General features: G+C 69.2%; 15 protein-coding genes, 1 rRNA gene and 1 riboswitch. Of the genes, 13 read left to right on the plus strand and 3 right to left on the minus strand.

Translation table 11 applies throughout. The features are described from left to right. From rrf to AB0N81_RS29815, 11 genes are all read left to right on the plus strand, one after another. Nucleotides 1–78 (plus strand): 5S ribosomal RNA (gene rrf, locus AB0N81_RS29765); the annotation flags it as partial. Nucleotides 79–234: 156 nt separating this feature from the next. Further along, nucleotides 235–843 carry a CDP-alcohol phosphatidyltransferase family protein gene (locus AB0N81_RS29770; RefSeq protein ID WP_365363682.1) on the plus strand — a complete coding sequence of 203 codons (609 nt, stop codon included), beginning with the start codon at nucleotides 235–237 and terminating at the stop codon, nucleotides 841–843. Nucleotides 844–957: 114 nt separating this feature from the next. After that, a complete protein-coding gene (locus tag AB0N81_RS29775; RefSeq protein ID WP_365363684.1) occupies nucleotides 958–3,453 on the plus strand; it encodes a mannose-1-phosphate guanyltransferase in 2,496 nt (831 codons plus the stop codon). Between the two features lie 87 nt (nucleotides 3,454–3,540). Continuing rightward, nucleotides 3,541–4,440 (plus strand): DUF881 domain-containing protein, encoded by a 900-nt coding sequence (locus AB0N81_RS29780; RefSeq protein ID WP_365363686.1) that lies wholly within the window; start codon nucleotides 3,541–3,543, stop codon nucleotides 4,438–4,440. Next, complete coding sequence (locus AB0N81_RS29785) at nucleotides 4,437–4,769, plus strand: small basic family protein (protein WP_003988855.1); 333 nt, start codon at nucleotides 4,437–4,439, stop codon at nucleotides 4,767–4,769. Before AB0N81_RS29780 ends, AB0N81_RS29785 begins: the two co-directional genes overlap by 4 nt. A 5-nt stretch (nucleotides 4,770–4,774) precedes the next feature. After that, on the plus strand, nucleotides 4,775–5,605 hold the full coding sequence (locus tag AB0N81_RS29790) for a DUF881 domain-containing protein (RefSeq protein ID WP_365363689.1): 831 nt from the start codon (nucleotides 4,775–4,777) through the stop codon (nucleotides 5,603–5,605). An 82-nt stretch (nucleotides 5,606–5,687) separates the two neighbouring features. Beyond that, nucleotides 5,688–6,659: an FHA domain-containing protein gene (locus tag AB0N81_RS29795; RefSeq protein WP_365363924.1), complete on the plus strand. Its 972-nt coding sequence runs from the start codon at nucleotides 5,688–5,690 to the stop codon at nucleotides 6,657–6,659. 44 nt (nucleotides 6,660–6,703) lie between these two features. Further along, on the plus strand, nucleotides 6,704–7,441 hold the full coding sequence (locus AB0N81_RS29800; protein WP_365363691.1) for a MerR family transcriptional regulator: 738 nt from the start codon (nucleotides 6,704–6,706) through the stop codon (nucleotides 7,439–7,441). 74 nt (nucleotides 7,442–7,515) lie between these two features. After that, entirely contained in the window at nucleotides 7,516–7,989 is a 474-nt protein-coding gene (locus tag AB0N81_RS29805) for a bifunctional nuclease family protein (protein ID WP_063795355.1), read from the plus strand. Nucleotides 7,990–8,158: 169 nt separating this feature from the next. After that, nucleotides 8,159–8,776 carry a MerR family transcriptional regulator gene (locus tag AB0N81_RS29810; RefSeq protein WP_365363694.1) on the plus strand — a complete coding sequence of 206 codons (618 nt, stop codon included), beginning with the start codon at nucleotides 8,159–8,161 and terminating at the stop codon, nucleotides 8,774–8,776. 37 nt (nucleotides 8,777–8,813) lie between these two features. Next, nucleotides 8,814–10,298, plus strand: a complete 1,485-nt coding sequence (locus tag AB0N81_RS29815) for a DNA polymerase IV (protein ID WP_365363697.1) — start codon at nucleotides 8,814–8,816, stop codon at nucleotides 10,296–10,298. Nucleotides 10,299–10,315: 17 nt separating this feature from the next. On the opposite strand, the gene AB0N81_RS29820 is transcribed toward AB0N81_RS29815, so the two are convergent. Further along, on the minus strand, nucleotides 10,316–10,705 hold the full coding sequence (locus AB0N81_RS29820) for a PRC-barrel domain-containing protein (RefSeq protein ID WP_365363700.1): 390 nt from the start codon (nucleotides 10,703–10,705) through the stop codon (nucleotides 10,316–10,318). Nucleotides 10,706–10,849: 144 nt separating this feature from the next. Further along, nucleotides 10,850–10,948, plus strand: a riboswitch (glycine riboswitch). A 187-nt stretch (nucleotides 10,949–11,135) separates the two neighbouring features. On the opposite strand from AB0N81_RS29820, the gene gcvP reads away from it, so the two are divergent. Then, nucleotides 11,136–14,024 (plus strand): aminomethyl-transferring glycine dehydrogenase, encoded by a 2,889-nt coding sequence (gene gcvP, locus AB0N81_RS29825; RefSeq protein WP_365363702.1) that lies wholly within the window; start codon nucleotides 11,136–11,138, stop codon nucleotides 14,022–14,024. Between the two features lie 145 nt (nucleotides 14,025–14,169). Here gcvP and AB0N81_RS29830 read toward each other — a convergent pair whose 3' ends face one another. Then, nucleotides 14,170–14,376: a DUF5999 family protein gene (locus AB0N81_RS29830; protein ID WP_362995214.1), complete on the minus strand. Its 207-nt coding sequence runs from the start codon at nucleotides 14,374–14,376 to the stop codon at nucleotides 14,170–14,172. A gap of 306 nt (nucleotides 14,377–14,682) precedes the next feature. Continuing rightward, nucleotides 14,683–15,267 carry a hypothetical protein gene (locus AB0N81_RS29835; protein ID WP_365363704.1) on the minus strand — a complete coding sequence of 195 codons (585 nt, stop codon included), beginning with the start codon at nucleotides 15,265–15,267 and terminating at the stop codon, nucleotides 14,683–14,685. Between the two features lie 481 nt (nucleotides 15,268–15,748). On the opposite strand from AB0N81_RS29835, the gene AB0N81_RS29840 reads away from it, so the two are divergent. After that, complete coding sequence (locus AB0N81_RS29840; protein WP_365363706.1) at nucleotides 15,749–17,269, plus strand: glutamate--cysteine ligase; 1,521 nt, start codon at nucleotides 15,749–15,751, stop codon at nucleotides 17,267–17,269. The last annotated feature ends 23 nt before the right edge of the window (nucleotides 17,270–17,292 follow it).

Here is a 17,292-nt window from a genome sequence, read left to right on the forward strand (position 1 = left end):
CCGAACCCGGAAGCTAAGCCTCATAGCGCCGATGGTACTGCAGGGGGGACCCTGTGGGAGAGTAGGACGCCGCCGAACTCCTTTTATAGCCGTGGCCCCTGTATTAAGTTCCAGGGGCCACGGCTTTTTTGTTTTGTGCCCGAGGCGCCCGGTCACCCCTCTGCACCGACCTGCCGCAACTGAGGGTAGGGTCAGGGGGCATCATTGGTTCTTTTCCCCACAGGAGGCCCCCGGGTGGAGGTCCAGGAGACTCGTGTCCAGACGGACCGGGTCCTCACCATCCCGAACATCCTCAGCATGGCGCGCCTCGCCGGCGTGCCCCTGTTCCTGTGGTTGATCCTCAGGCCCGAGTTCGGAGGGCCCAACAGCGACGGGTGGGCGCTGCTGGTCCTGGCGCTCAGCGGTGTCAGTGACTACCTCGACGGCAAGCTCGCGCGCCGCTGGAACCAGATCAGCAAGCTCGGCCGGCTGCTCGACCCGGCGGCCGACCGGCTCTATATCCTCTCCACCCTCGTCGGACTGACGTGGCGCGAGATTCTTCCGCTCTGGCTGAGTGCGGCCCTGCTTTTGCGGGAACTGGTTCTGCTGGTGATGGTCGGGATCCTCCGTCGCCACGGCTACCCTCCGCCGCAGGTGAACTTCCTGGGCAAGGCCGCCACCTTCAACTTGATGTACGCCTTTCCACTACTGCTCCTCAGTGACGGAAGTGGCTGGCTCGCCACACTCGCTGCTATTTTCGGATGGGCGTTCGCCGGATGGGGTACAACTCTGTATTGGTGGGCAGGGATCCTATACGTGGTTCAGGTCCGTCGCCTTGTCAAGGCGGACAGCCCGGCCGATTGAGCTCGCCGATACGATGGCTGTAGAGGCTCGATGGTCCCGCGTCTGACGTATGCGGGACCATTCAGGTGAGCTGGGTCGGCTAAATCGTCGTCTATTGAGGAGGACGCTTCCGACATGAAGGCCGTCGTGATGGCCGGTGGTGAGGGCACACGCCTTCGCCCCATGACCTCAAGCATGCCCAAGCCGCTCCTTCCCGTGGCCAACCGGCCGATCATGGAGCATGTGCTTCGGCTGCTGAAAAGGCATGGGCTCACCGAGACCGTAGTAACAGTGCAGTTCTTGGCATCCCTCGTCAAGAACTACTTCGGCGACGGCGAAGAGCTTGGGATGGAGCTCACCTATGCCAATGAAGAGAAGCCGCTCGGTACCGCAGGCAGCGTGAAGAACGCCGAGGAAGCGCTGAAGGACGATGCCTTCCTCGTGATCTCCGGTGACGCTCTGACCGATTTCGACCTCAGCGATCTGATTGCCTTCCACAAGGAAAAGGGCGCGCTCGTCACCGTCTGTCTGACGCGCGTACCCAATCCGCTGGAATTCGGCATCACCATTGTCGACGAAGAAGGGAAGGTCGAGCGCTTCCTCGAGAAGCCGACCTGGGGGCAGGTCTTCTCCGACACGGTGAACACGGGCATCTATGTGATGGAGCCCGAAGTCTTCGACTATGTCGAGGCCGATGTGCCTGTCGACTGGTCAGGAGATGTCTTCCCGCAGCTCATGAAGGAAGGCAAGCCCGTCTACGGCTATATCGCCGAGGGGTACTGGGAAGACGTCGGCACCCACGAGAGCTACGTGAAGGCGCAGGCCGACGTCCTGGAGGGCAAGGTCGACGTCGAGCTCGACGGCTTCGAGATCTCGCCCGGGGTCTGGGTGGCCGAAGGCGCCGAAGTGCATCCCGACGCCGTACTGCGCGGACCGCTGTACGTCGGGGACTACGCCAAGATCGAGGCGGACGTCGAGATCCGCGAACACACCGTCGTGGGCTCGAACGTCGTGGTGAAGAGCGGCGCGTTCCTGCACAAGGCCGTCGTGCACGACAACGTCTACATCGGGCAGCACAGCAACCTTCGGGGCTGCGTCGTCGGGAAGAACACCGACATCATGCGTGCCGCCCGCATCGAGGACGGCGCCGTCATCGGCGACGAGTGCCTGGTCGGCGAAGAATCGATCATTCAGGGCAACGTCAGGGTCTATCCCTTCAAGACGATCGAGGCCGGCGCGTTCGTCAACACCTCGGTCATCTGGGAGTCCCGGGGACAGGCGCACCTGTTCGGGGCGCGAGGGGTCTCCGGCATTCTGAATGTGGAGATCACCCCCGAGCTCGCCGTGCGCCTTGCCGGCGCGTACGCGACGACCCTGAAGAAGGGCTCCACCGTCACCACCGCGCGTGACCACTCGCGTGGTGCGCGTGCGCTGAAGCGGGCGGTGATCTCGGCGCTGCAGGCCAGCGCCATCGACGTACGAGATCTCGAGAACGTGCCGTTGCCGGTCGCGCGGCAGCAGACGGCCAGAGGAAGCGCCGGCGGAATCATGATCCGGACGACGCCCGGAGTGCCGGACTCCGTCGACATCATGTTCTTTGACGGGCAGGGAGGGGACCTCTCGCAAGGGAGCCAGCGGAAGCTGGACCGGGTCTACGCGCGCCAGGAGTACCGGCGGGCCTTCCCCGGGGAGATCGGCGACCTGCACTTCCCGTCCAGTGTCTACGACTCCTACACGGGGTCGCTGCTGCGGAACGTGGACACCACCGGTGTGGCCGAGTCGGAGCTCAAGGTCGTCGTCGACGCGTCCAACGGCAGCGCCGGGCTGGTGCTCCCGAGCCTCCTCGGCAAGCTCGGGGTGGACGCGCTGACCATCAACCCGGGACTCGACGAGTCGCGACCCACGGAGACCGCGGATGCCCGCCGGTCCGGGCTCGTGCGGCTCGGGGAGATCGTGGCGTCCGCGCGTGCGGCCTTCGGGGTGCGGTTCGACCCGGTCGGTGAGCGGCTGTCGCTCGTGGACGAGAAGGGACGGATCGTCGAGGACGACCGGGCCCTGCTGGTCATGCTCGACCTGGTGGCCGCCGAGCGGCGCAGCGGGCGGGTGGCGCTGCCGGTGACGACGACGCGTATCGCCGAGCAGGTCGCCGCGTACCACGGGACCCAGGTGGACTGGACGACGACGTCGCCCGACGATCTGACGAGGGTGGGCCGGGCCGACTCGACCATCTTCGGCGGTGACGGGCGTGGCGGCTTCATCATTCCCGAGTTCAGCGGCGTCTTCGACGGAACCGCCGCGTTTGTGCGGCTCCTCGGTCTGGTGGCGCGTACGCAGCTCACCCTGAGCCAGATCGACGCGCGCATCCCGCGCGCCCACGTGCTGCGGCGGGATCTCGCGACTCCGTGGGCGGTCAAGGGACTTGTGATGCGGCGCGTGGTGGAAGCGGCCGGAGAGCGGTCCGTGGACACCACCGACGGAGTGCGGGTCGTGGAGGCCGACGGGCGGTGGGTGCTAGTGCTGCCCGACCCGGCCGAGGCCGTCACTCATCTGTGGGCCGAGGGACCCGACGACGCGTCCGCCCAGGCGCTGCTCGACGAGTGGTCCACGGTGGTGGACAGCGCCGGTCGCTGACCTCTCGGACGCCGGGCGGCACCTGCAACAGGTGCTGCCCGGCGCGCCGGTGGGGCCATTCGGAGGTAGCGCCCGCGACGTGCGACGATGTGCGGCATGCCGCAGCAGCCCCCCGTTCGGAGCACCCCCTCGCGCCCCCGGCGCCCGGACGCGTCCATGTCGCTGCTCACCACCGTCATGGACCACAGTCTGGACGAGGGCTACGCGGAGGCGGCGGCCCGCAAGAAGGCCAGAGGCGACAGTGGTGTCCCTCGTCCGCTGCGGGCCAAACTCGGGCTCGCGGCAGGGCTCGTGCTCGCCGCACTGGTGGTCACCGTGGGAGCCGCGCAGGCGCGGATAGAGGCCCCGGTCCTGGCCAAGGAGCGCGAGGAGCTCATCGACCGCGTCGAAGAGGCGACGGCGGGAGCCGACCGGCTCGAGGACGACGTGGACGAGCTCCGTGACGACGTCGGCGATCGGCAGCGTGCCGCGCTCAAGAAGCACGGCGGCAGCCGGGGCGAGTTGATGGGCCTCCTCTCCGGAGCGACCGAGGTCCAAGGACCCGGCGTGAAACTCGTCGTGGACGACAAGAAGGAAGCCGAGCAGGGCGGCGGCGGGCCGCGCGAGAGCTCCGGATTCTCCGACACCGGACGGGTGCGCGACCGCGACATGCAGCGCGTCGTCAACGGCCTGTGGCAGTCCGGCGCCGAGGCGATCTCGATCAACGACCAGCGTCTCACCGCTCTGTCGGCGATCAGGGCCGCGGGTGACGCGATACTGGTCGACAACAGACCGCTGGTGCCGCCGTATACGGTGCTCGCGGTAGGTGACGGGAAACGCCTGAGCACCCGTTTCCAGAACAGCCGCGACGGTCAGTACCTGCATGCTCTGCAGGAGAACTTCGGCATCAGGACCAGCATTTCCGTGTCGGACGAGCTCCTGCTGCCTGCTGCGCCGAGCGTGACCGTACGAACAGCAGAGCCGAAGGCAGGAAAGGGCACATCGTGATCGCCGTACTGGGCCTCGTCGTGGGAGTCGTGGCCGGATTGTTGGTTCGGCCCGAGGTTCCGGCGGTGGTCGAGCCGTACCTTCCGATCGCCGTGGTCGCGGCTCTCGACGCCGTGTTCGGAGGGCTGCGGGCGATGCTCGACGGCATCTTCGACGACAAGGTGTTCGTGGTGTCGTTCCTGTCGAACGTCGTGGTGGCCGCACTCATCGTCTTCCTCGGCGACAAGCTGGGGGTCGGCGCGCAACTGTCCACCGGCGTCGTCGTGGTCCTCGGCATCCGGATCTTCTCCAACGCCGCGGCGATCCGTCGGCACGTCTTCAGGGCGTGACGCCGATGAGTGCCGACGAGAAGCCCGAGTACAACCGGCGCAGGGAACTCCCCGCCGAGGTCCCCAGCGCGCCCGAGACGTCCGCGGCCGCAGAGCCGGAGGGGAAGCCGCAGGTCACCGGCCGTCAGCGGCTGGCGAAGGGCCTGTGGCCTCCGAGGGTGACCCGGCCTCAACTCATCGTCGCCCTGCTGCTGTTCGTGCTGGGGCTCGGCCTGGCCATCCAGGTGCGGTCCAACAACGACAGCAGCGCGCTGCGCGGCGCGAGACAAGAAGATCTCGTACGCATCCTCGATGAACTGGATGACCGTACCGAGCGTCTGGAAGAAGAGAAGCGGCGCCTCGAGGAGCAGCGGACCGGGCTGGAGAACAGCTCGGACCAGGCTGAGGAGGCCCGCAAGCAGACGGTCGAGCGGGAGCGGCAACTCGGCATCCTGGCCGGCACGGTGGCGGCCCAGGGGCCCGGCATCACGCTGACCATCGAGGACAAGAAGGGGGCGATCGAGGCGGACATGCTGCTCGACGCCATTCAGGAGCTGCGCGCCGCGGGCGCCGAGGCGATCCAGATCAATGACGTACGTGTCGTGGCGAACACCTATCTGTCGGACGCCGGCAGTGGTGGCGTACGGGTGGACGGCCGCAAGGTCGGCGAACCGTACCTCTTCAAGGTGATCGGCAAGCCGCAGGATCTCGAACCTGCGCTGAACATCCCGGGAGGCGTGGTGCAGACTCTGGAGAAGGAGCAGGCCACGGTCACCGTGGAACGCTCGGAGAAGATCGTCGTGAGCGCCTTGCGACCCGCGAAGCAGCCTGACTACGCTCGGTCGTCCTCCCAGTGAGGGGCGGACGCATGGGGGCCGTCAGGCGGGGGCATGAGGTTGCGGGGGGTCGGCGCACTGGAAGCGTGGTGCGTGGTGGAAACTGTTTGGTGGTCACGGACGTTGTGAGGATGTCTGGCTCACCGATGAATGCCGGTGTGTGCAATCAGGGTTCGTCCTGCCCCACGGGCGGGTCTGTTTCGGTCAAGGGGAATCGCCCGTGAAGTTGTTTGCGAAGTTGTTCGGCAAGAGCGCACGAGGAGAGGACAGCGGCAATCCGGCCACTGCCCGCCATCGTGCCCCACGCCATGGAGACGCCGAGGAGCAGGGCGCGGGGCGCCCGATGTTCCGCGATCAGGTCGCTGGTCCAGGCGGTGACATTTCGGGCGGACAGGGCGCGTCATCTGTTGACCCTGCCGGTCCCGGCCGCATAGGTTTCGGAGAACCTTCAACCTCAAGTGCGGGTGGAGGGTATGCCTCCGACCCGTACGCATCGAATGCCCCTGCGGGGCAGCCACGGCAGGAGGACCCGTCCATGGCCCTGGTGTGTACGAGGTGCGGGAACCGCAACGCCGAGGCGAGCCGGTTCTGCTCCAACTGCGGCGCGCCGCTGCGGGCCGGGGCCGCGCCGGAGCGCGCGTCCGAGACGACCTCGACGATCTCCATCTCGGGCCTGGAGGCCTACGACGCCGAGGTGACGGGCACGAACCCGTCTCCCGCGCTCTCTCCGGAGGCGCAGGCGGCCGTCGACGCGCTGCCGCTCGGCTCGGCGCTCCTCGTCGTGCGCCGCGGTCCGAACTCGGGCAGTCGTTTCCTGCTCGACGGCGAGCTGACCACGGCGGGGCGTCACCCGCAGAGCGACATCTTCCTGGACGACGTGACCGTGTCGCGTCGCCACGTGGAGTTCCGTCGTCTCGCGGACGGTTCCTTCACCGTCGCCGACGTGGGCAGCCTCAACGGCACGTACGTCAACCGGGAGCGGATCGACTCGGTCTCGCTGTCGAACGGCGACGAGGTGCAGATCGGCAAGTACCGACTGGTCTTCTACGCGAGCCAGCGGGCCGCCGGTCTCTGACCCACCCCCAGACGCCGTCTGGGGGGACCCCCCAGGGAAGGTCCATGCTTCAAACACCGAGGGGCGGTGCCGGCAACGGCACCGCCGCCGCGGACCGTCGGCTGATGAGCATCGGTACCGTGCTGAACGAACTGCGTGACGAATTCCCCGAGGTCACGATCTCCAAGATTCGTTTCCTGGAGTCCGAGGGGCTCATCGAGCCCCAGCGCACCCCCTCCGGCTACCGGAAGTTCAGCCCGGAGGATGTCGAGCGGCTCGGCCACGTCCTGCGGATGCAGCGGGACCACTATCTGCCGCTCAAGGTCATCCGTGAGCACCTCGACGCGCTGGAGCGCGGCGAGAGGCCTCCGCTGCCGTCCCTGGGACGGCAGCGGGACGCCGGTGACGGCCAGGACGAGGCCGAGGGGCCCACGGCGGCCCGCGTGGGCCGTGACGAGCTGCTCGCCGCCGCCGAGATCGACGAGGGACAGCTCGCCGAGTGGGAGACGTACGGCCTCGTCGCACCCCTGCCGGACGGCGGGTACGACGCGGAGGCCGTCACGGTCGCCTCACTTGTGGTCGAACTCGGCCGGTTCGGTATCGAGCCACGGCACCTGCGGGCCATGAAGGCCGCCGCCGAGCGCGAGGCCGGGCTCGTCGACCAGGTGGTCGCGCCGCTGCGGCGGCACCGCAATCCGCAGACCAGGGCCCATGCGGAGGCCCGCGCCAAAGAGCTGGCGGGCCTTACGGGACGGCTGCACTCGGCGCTCGTACAGATGGCGCTCGGCGTCAGATTGCCCTGACTCGCCCCCGCCCGGCCGCTACTCGGCGGGTGCCCGACTACCCAAACCTGCCAGCCACGTCCTAGGGTTGCTGTGTGAACGAGCTCGACGTCGTAGGTGTCCGGGTCGAAATGCCCTCCAACCAGCCGATCGTGCTCCTGCGTGAAGTGGGAGGCGACCGGTACCTCCCCATCTGGATCGGACCAGGTGAGGCGACCGCCATCGCCTTCGCACAGCAGGGCATGGCACCCGCACGGCCGCTGACCCACGACCTGTTCAAGGACGTGCTGGAAGCGGTGGGCCAGGAGCTCTCCGAAGTGCGCATCACGGACCTGCGGGAAGGGGTCTTCTACGCGGAGCTGGTCTTCGCCAGCGGCGTGGAGGTGAGCGCGCGTCCGTCCGACGCCATAGCGCTCGCGCTGCGCACCGGGACGCCGATCTTCGGAAGCGACGGCGTCCTGGACGACGCCGGCATCGCCATCCCGGACGAGCAGGAGGACGAGGTGGAGAAGTTCCGCGAGTTCCTCGACCAGATCTCGCCCGAGGACTTCGGCACCAACAGCCAGTGAGCCGCTTCCGGCGGCCCGCGTCGGACCATTCGGCTAGCCTTTCCCCGCGGTGAGGCACGGGAAACCACTCTCAGGGTGATTATCACTCGGCGTGCCGAGTGTGGCGATCGTTGACGAGCCCCTGGCGACTGCCTACCGTCGAGAAGGCAGGTCAAGGAGGGAGGTCGGCGTGAGAAGCAGCGGCGACGGTACGGCGATGGGCGGTCCGTACCCGCTCCACGGCGGCGCGGCCGATCACTCTCCGAACCGACCTATGGCGGTCCAGGGGAGCGGGGACACGACGTCCGAGCATTCCGAGCAGGTCGGCTACCGCGGGCCCACCGCGTGCGCGGCCGCGGGCATCACCTACCGGCAGCTCGACTACTGGGCCCGTACCGGCCTGGTCGAGCCCAGTGTGCGTGCCGCGGGCGGCTCCGGGACCCAGCGGCTCTACAGCTTCCGCGACGTGGTCGTCCTCAAGATCGTGAAGCGGTTCCTCGACACCGGGGTCTCACTGCAGAACATCCGCACGACGGTCCAGCATCTGCGGGAGCGCGGCTTCCGGGACCTCGAGCGGATGACGCTGATGAGCGATGGCGCCACGGTCTACGAGTGCACGTCGTCCAGTGAGGTCCACGAGCTGCTCCAGGGCGGGCAGGGGGTCTTCGGCATCGCCGTGGGCGTCGTCTGGAGGGACGTCGAGGCGGCGCTGTCCCAGCTGCACGGAGAACGCATCGACACCGGGGAGACCCTCATCGGGCAGAACCCGGCGGACGAGCTGGCCAGAAGGCGCAACAAGGCGGTCTGAGGCCGCGTTGTCAGTGGCGTAGGGCAGCATCGGAGATGTGAGAAGCGCCCCGACGATCCTGCATCTGGACATGGATGCCTTCTACGCGTCCGCAGAGCAGGCCGCGAAGCCCAGCCTGCGGGGGAAAGCCGTGGTCGTGGGCGGGCTGGGGCCGCGGGGCGTGGTGGCCACCGCTTCCTACGAGGCGCGCAAGTTCGGGGTGCACTCGGCGATGCCCATGGGGCAGGCGCGCAGGCTGGCGCCGAACGCCGCCTATCTCGTACCCCGCTTCGGGCTGTACCGCGAGGTGAGCGAGCAGGTCATGGGGCTGTTGCGGGAGCTGTCGCCGCTCGTGGAGCCGCTCAGCCTGGACGAGGCCTTCGTGGACCTGGAGGCCGGGGGTGTCGCCGACGACGAGGAGTCGGCCAGGGCCGTGGGGGAGCGGTTGCGGGCGGACATCAAGGCGGTGACGGGGCTCGCCGGGTCGGTGGGGCTCGCGGTCTCCAAGATGCTCGCGAAGATCGCCTCGGAGGAGGCCAAGCCGAACGGACTCGTGTTGATAGCGCCGGGGACGGAGCGCGCGCTGCTGGGGCCGATGTCCGTGCGGACGCTGCCCGGCGTGGGGCCCGCGACGGGCGACCATCTGCGGCGGGCCGGGATCACCACGGTCGGGGAGCTCGCGGAGGCCGGCGAGGACGAGCTCGTACGACTGCTGGGCAAAGCCCACGGGGGATCGCTGTACGCGATGGCGCTGGCGCACGACGAGCGGCCCGTGGTGGCCGAGCGGGAGTCGAAGTCGGTCAGCGTCGAGGACACGTACGACGTGGACATCCACGACAGGGTGCGGGTCAGGGCGGAGGTCGCGCGGCTCGCCGAGCGGTGTGTGCAGCGGCTGCGGGCGGCGGGGCACTCGGGGCGGACCATCGTGCTGAAGGTGCGGAGGTTCGACTTCTCGACGCTGACGCGGTCCGAGACGCTGAGAGGGCCCACGGACGACCCTGGAGTGGTGCGGGAGGCCGCCGCTCGGCTGCTGGAGGCCGTGGACACCACGGGAGGGGTGCGGCTGCTCGGAGTGGGCGTCACGGGCCTGGCGGACTACACGCAGGAGGACCTGTTCGCGCAGGCTCAGGCTCAGGCGGCCGAGGAGACGGGGGCGGCGCCGGCCGCAGGTGAGGGGGTGGCCGGGGGCGAGGGCGGCGATGTCGTGGCCGGGGAGGCGGCCGCGGGGGGCCCGGAGAAGGAGCGGGCCGAGGAGCCGGTGGTGCCGGTCGAGCGGCGGTGGGCGGCCGGGCACGATGTGCGGCATGCCGAGTACGGGCACGGCTGGGTGCAGGGGAGCGGCCTCGGCCGGGTGACGGTGCGCTTCGAGACGCCGTACTCGGCGCCGGGACGGGTGCGGACGTTCCGGACGGACGACCCTGACCTGGAGCCGGCGGAGCCGTTGCCGTTGGTCGCCGCGGGGGCGCGGCGCGAGAAGGGCGCGGCAGCGGGGCTCGAGACGGTGTCCGGCGCGGCTGGGGTGGTGGTGGAGGACGTGGGGTGAGGCCCGCGGCCGGCGGGTCAGGGGGCTTCCGTGCCCGCGATCCGGCCGAAGTCCTGGTCCGGGGGAGGGGCGGGACGCGGGTCCCGCGGGGGTGCCATGTCCAGGCCGTAGTGGTGGTAGAGCTGGAGTTCCTGCTCGGGGGAGAGGTGGCGGCCCACTCCGAAGTCCGGGGCGTCCTTGATCAGGGCGCGGTCGAAGGGGATGTGCAGGGTGCCGTCCTCGACCAGCTCGCTCGGCTCCAGCGGGACGAAGGCGTCGCGGCTGAACAGGCCGGTGCGTATGGCGGCCCACTCCGGGGCGCCGGTGGCGTCGTCGAGGTAGACCTCGTCGATCGTGCCGATCTTGGTCCCGTTCCGGTCGAACGCCTTGCGGCCGATCAGGTTGCGCGGATCGATATCGGTCTGCACGGGCCCTCCAGCTGGTCGCGGCTTGTCGAAAACGGGCGTAACTCATCTTTAATCATTCGTAGTCACTACGAAAGAGCACTTCGGGGCAGGTGGCCACTCGAGGGAACGGCCGAGGTCCTCGCTGGTAGGCTGGCGCTTGGCTGCTGACCCCGTGCGGGAGAGCTCTCCGGACCACGCTTCCGGAGGCGCCGAAGGAGCAAATCCTCCCCGGAATCTCTCAGGCACACGTACCGCACGGACGAGGTCACTCTGGAAAGCAGGGCGGGCGTCGGGCGGGCACGTTCGGAACCCTTCCTCACCGACGGTGAAAGCAGATCTGTCGACAGACGGGTCTGTGAAGCTCTCAGGTTGAGATGACAGAGGGGGAGGCCGTCCGGGTACCCGCGCCGTGGTACCCCTCGCAGGTCGTGCAGACCAGGAGGCCTCCGCAATGACTGCCACCAATCGCATCCCGCTCTCCGAGCTCGAGCAGGGCATCCCCTTCGAGCAGCGGCACATCGGGCCCGATGCGGAAGCGCGGGCCAAGATGCTCGCCCAGGTCGGGTACGGCTCGCTCGACGAGCTGACGGCCGCCGCGGTGCCGGATGTGATCAAGAACGCCGAGGCGCTGAAGCTGCCCGGCGCGCGCTCCGAGGCCGAGGTGCTCGCCGAGCTGCGCTCCCTCGCCGACCGGAACCAGGTCCTCGACTCCATGATCGGACTCGGGTACTACGGCACCTTCACGCCGCCGGTCGTCCTGCGGAACGTGATGGAGAACCCGGCCTGGTACACGGCCTACACGCCGTACCAGCCCGAGATCTCGCAGGGCCGCCTCGAGGCGCTGCTCAACTTCCAGACCATGGTCGCCGAGCTGACCGGCCTGCCCACCTCCGGGGCCTCGCTCCTCGACGAGGGCACCGCGGCCGCCGAGGCCATGGCGCTCTCGCGCCGCATGGGCAAGGTCAAGAACGGCGTGTTCGTCGTGGACGCCGACGCTCTGCCGCAGACCATCGCCGTCATACAGACCCGCGCCGAGCCCACCGGCGTCGAGGTCGTCGTCGCCGACCTGAGCGAGGGCCTGCCCGCCGAGGTCGCCGAGCGCGGTGTCGTCGGCGTGCTCGTCCAGTACCCGGGCGCCTCCGGTGCCGTACGCGACATCAAGCCGCTCATCGACCAGGCGCACGAGCTCGGTGCGGTCGTCACCGTCGCCGCCGACCTGCTCGCCCTGACGCTGCTCACCTCGCCCGGCGAGCTCGGCGCCGACATCGCCGTCGGAACGACGCAGCGCTTCGGCGTACCGATGGGCTTCGGCGGCCCGCACGCCGGTTACATGGCGGTCCGCGAGAAGTTCGCCCGCAGCCTGCCCGGACGGCTCGTCGGTGTCTCCGTCGATGCCGACGGCAACAAGGCCTACCGGCTCGCGCTGCAGACCCGCGAGCAGCACATCCGCCGTGAGAAGGCCACCAGCAACATCTGTACCGCTCAGGTGCTGCTCGCCGTCATGGCCGGAATGTACGCCGTCTACCACGGGCCCGAGGGCCTGAAGGCCATCGCGCGGCGCACCCACCGGTACGCGACGCTCCTCGCGGCCGGGCTCACCGCCGGTGGCGTCGAGGTCGTCCACGGCGCGTACTTCGACACGCTGACCGTGCGCGCGCCGGGCAAGGCCGAGCAGCTCGTCGCCGCCGCCCGCGAAGGCGGCGTGAACATCCACCTGGTCGACGCCGACCACGTCTCCCTCGCCTGCGACGAGACCACCACGCGGTCGCAGCTGACCGCCGTGTGGGGCGCGTTCGGCGTCCAGGCCGATGTCGACGCGCTCGACGCGGCCGTCGCGGACACCCTGCCCGAGGGCCTGCTGCGCGGCGACGACTACCTGACGCACCCGGTCTTCCACCAGTACCGGTCCGAGACGTCGATGCTGCGCTACCTGCGCAGGCTCGCCGACCGTGACTACGCGCTGGACCGCGGCATGATCCCGTTGGGCTCCTGCACCATGAAGCTCAACGCGACCACCGAGATGGAGCCGGTGACCTGGCCCGAGTTCGGGCAGCTGCACCCCTTCGCGCCCGCCCAGCAGGCCCAGGGCTACCTCACGCTCATCCGTGAGCTGGAGGAGCGGCTCGCCGAGGTCACCGGGTACGACAAGGTCTCCCTGCAGCCCAACGCCGGGTCGCAGGGCGAGCTCGCGGGTCTGCTGGCGGTCCGCGGCTACCACCGGGCCAACGGCGACGAGCAGCGCACCGTCTGCCTCATCCCGTCGTCCGCGCACGGCACGAACGCCGCGAGCGCCGTCATGGCCGGCATGAAGGTCGTCGTCGTGAAGACCGCGGACGACGGTGAGATCGACGTCGAGGACCTGCGCGCCAAGATCGAGAAGCATCGCGACGAGCTCTCCGTGCTGATGATCACGTACCCCTCGACGCACGGCGTCTTCGAGGAGCACGTGGCCGACATCTGTGCGTCGGTGCACGAGGCCGGCGGCCAGGTGTACGTGGACGGGGCCAACCTCAACGCCCTGGTGGGTCTCGCCAAGCCGGGCCACTTCGGCGGCGACGTCTCGCACCTGAACCTGCACAAGACCTTCTGCATCCCGCACGGCGGCGGTGGCCCCGGCGTCGGCCCGGTCGGTGTGCGCGAGCACCTCGCGCCGTACCTGCCCAACCACCCGCTGCAGCCCGCGGCGGGTCCCGAGACCGGGGTCGGCCCGATCTCCGCGGCGCCGTGGGGTTCCGCCGGCATCCTGCCGATCTCCTGGTCGTACGTGCGTCTCATGGGCGGCGAGGGCCTCAAGCGCGCCACCCAGGTCGCGGTGCTCTCCGCCAACTACATCGCCAAGCGCCTCGAGCCGCACTACCCGGTGCTCTACACCGGCCCGGCCGGCCTCGTCGCGCACGAGTGCATCGTCGATCTGCGGCCGCTCAGCAAGGCGACCGGCGTCAGCGTCGACGACATCGCCAAGCGGCTCATCGACTACGGCTTCCACGCGCCGACCATGTCGTTCCCCGTCGCCGGCACCCTGATGATCGAGCCGACGGAGAGCGAGGACCTGGTCGAGATCGACCGGTTCTGCGAGGCGATGATCGCCATCCGCCGGGAGATCGAGAAGGTCGGCTCCGGCGAGTGGGCCGCCGACGACAACCCGCTGCGCAACGCCCCGCACACCGCCGCCACCCTGAGCGGTGAGTGGGAGCACGGCTACAGCCGCGAGGAGGCCGTCTTCCCGGCCGGTGTCGTCGCCGCGGACAAGTACTGGCCGCCGGTGCGCCGTATCGACCAGGCGTACGGCGACCGGAACCTGGTCTGCTCCTGCCCGCCGCTGGATGCGTACGAGGACTGAGTGCCCGCGCCCGTGCGGAGCGGGCATGCGGCGGGGCCGGTTCGGAGAGTTCTCTCCGGGCCGGCCCCTCGTCTTTTCGGTGGTGCGGTGGTGCGCTGCTGCGGACTTGCGGTGTGGTGCGGTCGCGCGGATGTGCCGTCGGTGCTCAGGCGGCTGTCATGACCTGGTCGGTGCCCAGCGGTCGGTGCGGGGCGATGATCTGGCCGTCCGGCAGCAGCTCACCGGTGTCCTCGAAGAGCAGGACGCCGTTGCACAGCAGGCTCCAGCCCTGCTCCGGGTGGCTCGCCATGAGGAGCGCGGCTTCCCGGTCGGCGGAGTCGGCTGTCGGGCACGCGGGTTGGTGCTGGCACATGGAAGGGTTCTTTCGCTGCGATGAGATGGCTGTGACGTCGGTCCTGTGGCTCGATGCGGTATTCATAACCGCCCCCCGTATGTAGTCGGTCCGATCCCAGTGTTGCCCTCCGGGCGTCAATCCGCAGGGATTTTGCCGCAGCAGCTCCTACTGCTTAATGACGTATCACCCGCCCGGACGGTTCAGCCCAACTTCCCTGTCTCTTCGGGTGGTTCGGGGTGACCTGACCGGGCTAGTCCACCTGGGTGGGCAGCGCTGTGCCCCGATGCCGGGGGCAGCGGGGCACAGGAAGCGCAAGGAATGCTGTCAGGCGGGTGAGCTCAGCAGCGGTGCCGGTGTCAGACGGTGGTTGAGCATCGGCAGCAGTTCGGCGACGCGGTGCGGGCGGTGGGCGGCGATGCCGGGCGGTGCGGGGGCCAGCGGCACCAGCAGGTCGGTGGCGGCCAAGGACCCCTCGGCGCCGTCGTCCGTGCAGTCGCGGTGCAGCCAGAGCGTGAGCATATAGAGCTCGGGCACGGAGAGCAGCCGCGGCTGGCAGGGCATCGGCATGGCTTCGGCGTGCCGCAGGGCGCGTTCGGTGGAGGCGATGTACGGCCCTTCGAAGAAGTGGGAGAACGCCCAGCCGTCGGGAGTGAGCATCGTGTCGGCCGCCGCGACGGCGCGTTCCGAGCAGCGGATCAGAAAGCGCCAGCCGGCGAGCCGGGTGGGCGAGGTGCCCTCTGGAGTGATGTGGTCCAACACGTGTACCGGCAACGGGAGTTCAGGGCTGGCCGGACCCTGTGCGGTACGCAGGGACGGCGTGCGGGCCTCGCGTACGGCCGTGGGGGAACCGAGTGCCGCGAGGACGCTGCGCAGGGCGGGCGCGGGAGCCGGGGGGACATGCAGCGGCATGGTGGGTCGCCTCTCTCATTCGACAGGCACGGTGGAGCGGGGGCAGGTGCGTGACGGCGCTGTCAGCTCTGGGCCAGAGGGGCGGGGGCTGGGGCCGCGAGCGCCAACTCTCTGCCTAGATTGCGCAGTTTATACGAGACGTGTTCGAGCAGTGTTTCATCTAGACGCTGCGCATATTACGAGCAAGGCTTTTATGAGTCGCACTTGTGGGGCCTTTCTCCCGATTTCGCAGGGCCCCTGGTGTCATGACCTCGGATTTCTCCGGGCGTGCGGTCGGCCGATTTCTGCCGGTACTTTGACCAGGCGCGTTGGAAGGGAATCTTCACTGTGCCGCATGCCTGGTGAATGTGCCGGACAACCGCCGTGTCGAGCGTACCGGCCGGTGGTCCCGCGCGGGGCGTTATCGATCACATTGCCTGGGCATCATCACCCGTACACAGCGGCCGGATCCTTGGCTGCCCGATCGAGGAGGGACGCTTCGATGGGGGAGAAGGTCGTAGCGGGCACGTTCGACCTGGCCGATCGGCACCACTACCGAGGCAAGCTCCGAGAGTGCCTTACGGGGCTGGAGCGCTTGTTGGAGGAGCAGCGATTCGATCGTCCCAAGAATCTGATGGGCATGGAGATCGAGCTGAATCTCGCCGGGCCCGACGGACTGCCGAGGATGTTGAATGCGCAGGTGCTTGAGCGCATCGCGAGCCGGGATTTCCAGACGGAACTCGGAATGTTCAATCTGGAAGTGAACATTGCCCCGCACCGGCTCGGCGGACGCGTTCTCGACCGCCTCGCCGAGGAGTTGCGCACGGGTCTCAACTACGCCCACAGGAAAGCGAACGAGCTCGACGCCGGCATTGTCATGATCGGAATTCTGCCGACTCTGAACCGCGCCGATCTGGTCTCCGCGAACCTTTCCGACGTGGACCGCTACGCCCTTCTGAACGATCAGATCGTGGCGGCGCGCGGCGAGCACTTCGCCCTCGACATCCAGGGTGTGGAGCGGCTGACCTGCACCTCTTCGTCCATCGCGCCCGAAGCGGCGTGCACGTCCGTGCAGTTGCACCTTCAGGTCACGCCGGGCCGGTTCGCCGACGTGTGGAACGCGGCGCAGGCGATCGCCGCGGCACAGGTCGCCGTGGGCGCCAACGCGCCGTTCCTGTTCGGCCGTGAGCTGTGGCGCGAGTCGCGGCCACCGCTGTTCCTGCAGTCCACCGACACGCGGCCGCCCGAGCTGCAGGTCCAGGGCGTGCGCCCGCGCACCTGGTTCGGGGAGCGGTGGATCACCGAGCCGCTGGAGCTCTTCGAGGAGAACTTGCGGTACTTCCCGGCGTTGCTGCCCCTGATGGAGGAGGAGGACCCGCTCGGCGTCCTCGAGGCGGGCGGCGTGCCGCGGCTCGGCGAACTCGTCCTGCACAACGGCACCGTGTACCGCTGGAACCGCCCGGTGTACGGCATCGCCGACGGCGTACCGCATCTGCGGGTGGAGAACCGGGTGCTGCCCGCGGGCCCCACCATCACCGACGTCATCGCCAACGCCGCCTTCTACTACGGGCTGGTGCGGGCGCTCGCCGAGGAGGCGCGGCCCGTGTGGTCCCGGCTGCCCTTCGAGGCCGCCGCCCGCAACTTCGACGCCGCCTGCCGGCACGGCATCGACGCCACACTGCGGTGGCCGCGGCGCGGCAGGCTCGGCGGCCTCGTCGAGGTGGCGGCCGTCCGGCTCGTACGCGAGGAGCTGCTGCCGCTCGCGGCCGCCGGGCTCGACGCGTGGGGCGTGGAGGCCGCCGACCGGGACCTGTACCTCGGGGTGATCGAGGAGCGGTGCCGGCGGCGGGTCAACGGCGCGTCGTGGCAGGCGGCGACGTACCACCGGGCCCTGGAGAGCGGGATGGCCAGGGAGGAGGCGCTGGCCGCGACCACCAAGAGGTACTGCGCACTGATGCACGAGGGAGAGCCGGTGCACACGTGGCCCGTGGGGCTCCGGCAGCCCGCGGTGCCGCTGGGCTGACGGAGGCCCTGAGGGGACAGACC

It is taken from the genome of Streptomyces sp. NPDC093510, assembly GCF_040683555.1.
In the GTDB taxonomy this organism is placed as follows: Bacteria; Actinomycetota; Actinomycetes; order Streptomycetales; family Streptomycetaceae; genus Streptomyces.

What these genes read in the sequence shown, in the direction of transcription:
- AB0N81_RS29790 (WP_365363689.1), top strand. Translation starts at nt 4,775, where the DNA reads ATGAGTGCCGACGAGAAGCCCGAGTACAACCGGCGCAGGGAACTCCCC.
- gcvP (WP_365363702.1), top strand. Translation starts at nt 11,136, where the DNA reads ATGACTGCCACCAATCGCATCCCGCTCTCCGAGCTCGAGCAGGGCATC.
- AB0N81_RS29835 (WP_365363704.1), bottom strand. Translation starts at nt 15,267, where the DNA reads ATGCCGCTGCATGTCCCCCCGGCTCCCGCGCCCGCCCTGCGCAGCGTC.
- AB0N81_RS29775 (WP_365363684.1), top strand. Translation starts at nt 958, where the DNA reads ATGAAGGCCGTCGTGATGGCCGGTGGTGAGGGCACACGCCTTCGCCCC.
- AB0N81_RS29780 (WP_365363686.1), top strand. Translation starts at nt 3,541, where the DNA reads ATGTGCGGCATGCCGCAGCAGCCCCCCGTTCGGAGCACCCCCTCGCGC.
- AB0N81_RS29800 (WP_365363691.1), top strand. Translation starts at nt 6,704, where the DNA reads ATGCTTCAAACACCGAGGGGCGGTGCCGGCAACGGCACCGCCGCCGCG.
- AB0N81_RS29830 (WP_362995214.1), bottom strand. Translation starts at nt 14,376, where the DNA reads ATGTGCCAGCACCAACCCGCGTGCCCGACAGCCGACTCCGCCGACCGG.
- AB0N81_RS29840 (WP_365363706.1), top strand. Translation starts at nt 15,749, where the DNA reads ATGGGGGAGAAGGTCGTAGCGGGCACGTTCGACCTGGCCGATCGGCAC.